General features: G+C 29.5%; 5 protein-coding genes. 4 read left to right on the forward strand and 1 reads right to left on the reverse strand.

Annotated features, from left to right (window positions below; genetic code table 11):
- The first annotated feature begins 181 nt into the window (after positions 1-181).
- Together porQ and cmk are read left to right on the forward strand one after the other, a co-directional pair.
- Complete coding sequence (gene porQ, locus HKP59_RS06660; RefSeq protein ID WP_291804772.1) at positions 182-1,192, forward strand: type IX secretion system protein PorQ; 1,011 nt, start codon at positions 182-184, stop codon at positions 1,190-1,192.
- Positions 1,193-1,196: 4 nt separating this feature from the next.
- Positions 1,197-1,889 (forward strand): (d)CMP kinase, encoded by a 693-nt coding sequence (gene cmk / locus HKP59_RS06665; protein ID WP_291804774.1) that lies wholly within the window; start codon positions 1,197-1,199, stop codon positions 1,887-1,889.
- Here the strand turns inward: cmk and HKP59_RS06670 are convergent.
- Entirely contained in the window at positions 1,886-2,515 is a 630-nt protein-coding gene (locus tag HKP59_RS06670; RefSeq protein ID WP_291804782.1) for a 7-carboxy-7-deazaguanine synthase QueE, read from the reverse strand. The genes cmk and HKP59_RS06670 overlap by 4 nt on opposite strands.
- A 107-nt stretch (positions 2,516-2,622) precedes the next feature.
- On the opposite strand from HKP59_RS06670, the gene HKP59_RS06675 reads away from it, so the two are divergent.
- Positions 2,623-4,137, forward strand: a complete 1,515-nt coding sequence (locus tag HKP59_RS06675) for a helicase HerA-like domain-containing protein (RefSeq protein ID WP_291804777.1) — start codon at positions 2,623-2,625, stop codon at positions 4,135-4,137.
- Between the two features lie 68 nt (positions 4,138-4,205).
- Positions 4,206-4,784, forward strand: coding sequence for a hypothetical protein (locus tag HKP59_RS06680; RefSeq protein ID WP_291804780.1), 579 nt, complete (start codon positions 4,206-4,208; stop codon positions 4,782-4,784).
- Positions 4,785-5,127 lie beyond the last annotated feature (343 nt).

Below are 5,127 nucleotides of genomic sequence, written 5' to 3' on the forward strand. Positions count from 1 at the left end.
AAGTTAAGCCTATCAGCGCAGATGGTACTGCCACTAGGTGGGAGAGTATGTCACTGCCTTTCTTTTGAAAACCTTCAATATTTATTTATTGAAGGTTTTTTTTGGTTGTGTTAATTTTTAAAAATAAACAATCTTTTTTTTGGGTTTTGAGTTATTTTTAAGTTTATTTTGTTACCTATATATGAAAAGATTTATTCTACTTATTTCATTACTTTCTTTGAATTCATTTTCACAAGTTGGAGGTGAAAGTGTCTATAATTTCTTAAATTTAACGGGATCTGCAAAACAAGCAGCATTGGGAGGTAAAACGTTGACTTTGATGGATGATGTCAATCAACCGTTATGGAATCCTTCTGTAATTAGTCAGGAGTTGGATAATAGAATATCTGTAAATTATTTAAATTATCTAGCAGATGTTAATTTGACTTCAGCGGCTTTTGCTCACATGGTAAGTCAAAAGTTTGGAACACTTCATGGAGGAATCACTTATTTAAATTATGGAAAGTTTGTTGGTGCTGATGAAAATGGTTTGGAGACAGGTATATTTAAAGCATATGATTTAGCAGTTTCTCTTGGTTACTCATATAATATTTTTAAAACAGATTTGTTTGTTGGGGCAAATGTTAAACTTATAAATTCAGTTATTGATAATTATTCTTCAGTTGGAATTGCTTCAGATTGGTCGTTGTTATACTATAGTGATGAGCAGCCATATGTTTTTACACTAGTAATTCGTAATTTAGGTTATCAGGTTACTGTTTTTGATGAAACAAGAGAAAAGTTACCTTTGCAAATAGAATTTGGGGCTTCCTATGCATTGGAGAATGTACCAATAATTTGGCATTTTACGGTAGATAATTTGCAGCAATGGAATATTTCTGTCAATAATCCTTCTAATGCTTCTACGGATATTGATGGGAATATATATGATGAAGAAATTTCATTTTTTGAAAATTCATTTCGTCATGTTTCTATTGGTGCTGAATTGTTTTCGGAAGGAGCATTTAACTTGAGATTTGGTTATAATTTTAGAAGAGCTTATGAATTGCGATTAATTGATAAAAGGACCTTTGCAGGTTTTACTGCTGGTTTTGGATTAAAAATGAATAAATTAAAGTTTAATTATGCTTTTTCAAAATATCATCCAGCATCAAATGCAAATACATTTAGTTTACAAATCGATTTAAATTAATAATTTGAAAGATATTACAATAGCAATAGATGGATTTTCCTCCACTGGTAAAAGTACCATAGCCAAGGAACTAGCACGTAAATTAGAATATATTTATGTTGATTCAGGTGCAATGTATAGGGCAGTTACTTTGTATGCAATGCAGAATAACCTAATTTCAAAGAGTTATTTTCATAAGGATAAATTAGTTCAAGATTTAATTAAAATTAATTTATTGTTCAGGTATAATTCGGAACTAGGTTTTGCAGAAATATATTTGAATGATGTTAATGTAGAAAAAGAAATTAGAAATATTGAAGTTTCAGAGCTAGTAAGTAAAGTGGCTGAAGTTTCAGAAGTGAGACGAAAGCTTGTTCAACAACAACAACAGTTTGGTATTAATAAGCGTGTTGTTATGGACGGTAGAGATATTGGAACTGTAGTTTTCCCTAATGCAGAGCTGAAAATATTTATGAATGCATCTGCTGAGAAACGTGCTCAGCGCAGATTTGATGAACTTACAAAACGAGGAGATAATGTATCTTTTGATGAAATATTAAAAAATATTGAATACCGAGATCATATTGATTCAACTAGAGAGGACTCACCATTAAAAATAGCTAAAGATGCTATTTTTATAGATAATTCGAACTTAACCTTAGGCGAACAATTTAATAAAGTTTATTGTTTAGCCCAAAATAGTATGAATTCAAATTAAGGGATATTTAAGTATTTATGAGTTTGTAAAGAAATTTTCCATTGAGGGTTTTTCATTACATATTCTACTATTAAAGGTGTAATAATTTCTCGTTTACTCCATTCAGGTTGTAGAAATAATTCACATTCATCCGATACTTTTAAAGCTTGTTCTTCAGCAAATATGAAATCATTTTTAGTAACAACGATTATTTTTAGTTCATGAGCTTTAGGATATATATTTGATAAAGGTAGTTTTGTTTTTTTAGGAGATAAGCAAATCCAGTTCCAAATACCAGTTAAATTATAAGCTCCGGAAGTTTCAATATGAGTTTTAATATTATTTTTTTGAAGAGAATTAGTTAAGTAATCTAATTCCCACATGGATGGTTCACCGCCCGTTACAACAACAGTATTAGCGTATTCTTTAGCATTTTCAATAATAGAATTTGTGAGAGTTGGAGGGTGTAATTCTGAATTCCAGCTTTCTTTCACATCACACCAATGACAGCCAACATCACATCCACCAATTCTAATGAAATATGCAGCCTTTCCTGAGTGAAACCCTTCACCTTGAATGGTATAAAATTCTTCCATTAAAGGAAGCATTTTTCCTTTATTTATAAGATATTGTGTGTTATCATCTATCATTGTGCAAATATAGAAATAAGTACTAATAATAAATAAATTCAACTTAATTTCTGTAGGAATTTTTAATTTGATTTTTATATTCTATTTTTATAAAAAATATAAGGATGAATAGAAAAGAGATTTTTTTTAATCATATTACTGAGGGTTATAAAACAAAAGGTGATTTTCTAACTTTTGGATCAGCAATGTTAGATGGTGTAACGGTAAAAGATGCATTTGTAAAAGTTCCATTAAAAACATTGAATAGACATGGATTAATAGCTGGTGCAACTGGAACAGGAAAAACGAAGTCACTACAAGTAATGGCTGAGAATCTTTCCGAGAAAGGGATTCCGGTATTATTAATGGATATAAAAGGTGATTTAAGTGGTTTGGCAGAAGCAAGTCCTGGACATCCAAAAATTGACGAAAGACATGCCGCAATTGGTTTGCCTTTTGAAGCTAAAAAATTTCCTATAGAAGTTTTAACAATTTCAGATCAAAATGGTGTTAGATTGCGAGCAACTGTATCTGAGTTTGGACCAGTACTACTTTCAAGAATATTAGATTTATCTGAAGCTCAAAGCGGAATTGTTTCTATAATTTTTAAATATTGTGATGATCACAAATTACCTCTTTTAGATTTAAAAGATTTTAGAAAAGTATTACAATATGCGACTGATGAAGGAAAAGAAGAAATACAACAAGAGTATGGTTTAATTTCTAAAGCAAGTACAGGAGCGATTTTGAGAAAAATTATAGAAATTGATCAGCAAGGTGGTGATTTATTTTTTGGTGAACGTTCGTTTGATGTTAAAGATTTAGTAAGAACAGATGAGAATGGTAATGGAATTATTTCAGTTTTACGTTTAACAGATATTCAGGATAAGCCAAAATTGTTTTCAACATTTATGTTACAATTATTAGCTGAAGTTTACGCTACTTTTCCTGAGCAAGGAGATAGTGGAAAACCAGAGTTAGTAATATTTATAGACGAAGCACATTTAATATTTAGAGAAGCTTCGAAGGCGCTTATTTCACAAATAGAAAGCATTGTAAAATTAATACGATCTAAAGGAATTGGATTGTTTTTTGTCACTCAAAATCCAAAAGATGTTCCTGAAGATGTGCTAGCTCAACTAGGACTTAAAGTGCAACATGCACTGCGAGCTTTTACTGCAAAAGATAGAAAAGCTATTAAGTTAGCTTCTGAAAATTACCCAGATTCAGAATATTATGATGTTGATGAAACATTAACACAATTAGGAATTGGGGAAGCTTTTATTTCTGTTTTGAATGAGAAAGGTCGTCCAACTCCTTTAGCGGCCACAATGATGCGTGCACCAATGAGTAGAATGGATATTTTAACAGAAAAAGAATTAAAACAATTAATTGATAATTCTCGTTTGTATTATAAATACAATGAAATAATTGATCGAGAAAGCGCATATGAAATATTATCGGAAAAAATAGAAAAGATTAATGAGAAAGAAGAAGTAGAGGAGAAGAAAAAAGAGATTAAAAAGTCGTCAAAATCAACAAGTACGAGAAAAAGCACCAGAATGAATCCTATTTTAAAAGTTGTAACAAGTGCAACGTTTATTAGAGGTGTTCTAGGAATATTAAAGCGTGTAATTTAAATTTTAATTATTATTAAATAATAGTTAGTTTATTCCGTTTATAGTTATATTATATAAAAAAATAATCAATGTCAATTTCAGTTTTAAAAAATATTTTATCCATACTTTTAGTTTCTTTATTATTTGTTCAGTGTGCCAAAGAAAATAGGTATTTAATAGAAAAAGGGAAGGTAGGTTTTTTATCAAAGGAGACGACGGTTTTAGAATTGAATACTATTTTTGAAAGTGATTCAATTGTGTCAAATCTACCTTCAAACAATTCTAGCAACGGTGAAAAACTTTTTTCTGTAGGAGATGACGAATATGAAATATTTTCTGTAAAAGGTGAAAAGCTTCTTGAAATATCACCAGTTGTGCATAATGATTCTTTGTCAAAAATTAAGAGTATTCAAATATTTGATAGAAATTATAAAACAGACAAAGGAATTTCATTACAATCTACATTTAAAGATATTAATGAGAATTATTTAGTGAATAAGGTAGAGACTACGTTAACTTCAGCAACACTTTTTATTGATGAATTGAATGCTACAATTTCAATTGATAAAAAGGACTTAGGAATAAGTAGTTTTAGTAGAGATGAAGTTTCAATAGATCAAATTCCTGATATTGCTAAAATAAAATATTTTACAATTTGGTTTAATTAAAATGAAACCTGCAAAAAAAATGAAAGTTAAAAGATTACTTAAAAGTGGTTTTTAAGATTAAAAAATTATTTTCAAAATTTTCGATACTGATTCTATTTACCAAATTGCTTTTGTTCAGGAAGGGCACCTTGTAATTATACCGATAATTTATGTTATAGATGCTGGTAATTTGTAAATTCATGGTGTAAGTGCAAGCAGAAGACTATTCGATTTTTCAAAATATTACGTGTTTCGAATATCTAAAATGCGACCACTTTTTAATTCTCCGGATGTATCTAAATTATAAATATTTTCCGCAACTTGTTTTGGGGATAATAAATCTCCGTGTTCGTAAAAATCTATA

Origin of the sequence: Lutibacter sp., from assembly GCF_013041805.1 — a bacterium.
Lineage (GTDB): Bacteria > Bacteroidota > Bacteroidia > Flavobacteriales > Flavobacteriaceae > Lutibacter.

Excerpts from the sequence above, each read along its gene's own strand:
- porQ (WP_291804772.1), top strand. The coding sequence starts at position 182 with ATGAAAAGATTTATTCTACTTATTTCATTACTTTCTTTGAATTCATTT.
- HKP59_RS06675 (WP_291804777.1), top strand. The coding sequence starts at position 2,623 with ATGAATAGAAAAGAGATTTTTTTTAATCATATTACTGAGGGTTATAAA.
- HKP59_RS06680 (WP_291804780.1), top strand. The coding sequence starts at position 4,206 with ATGTCAATTTCAGTTTTAAAAAATATTTTATCCATACTTTTAGTTTCT.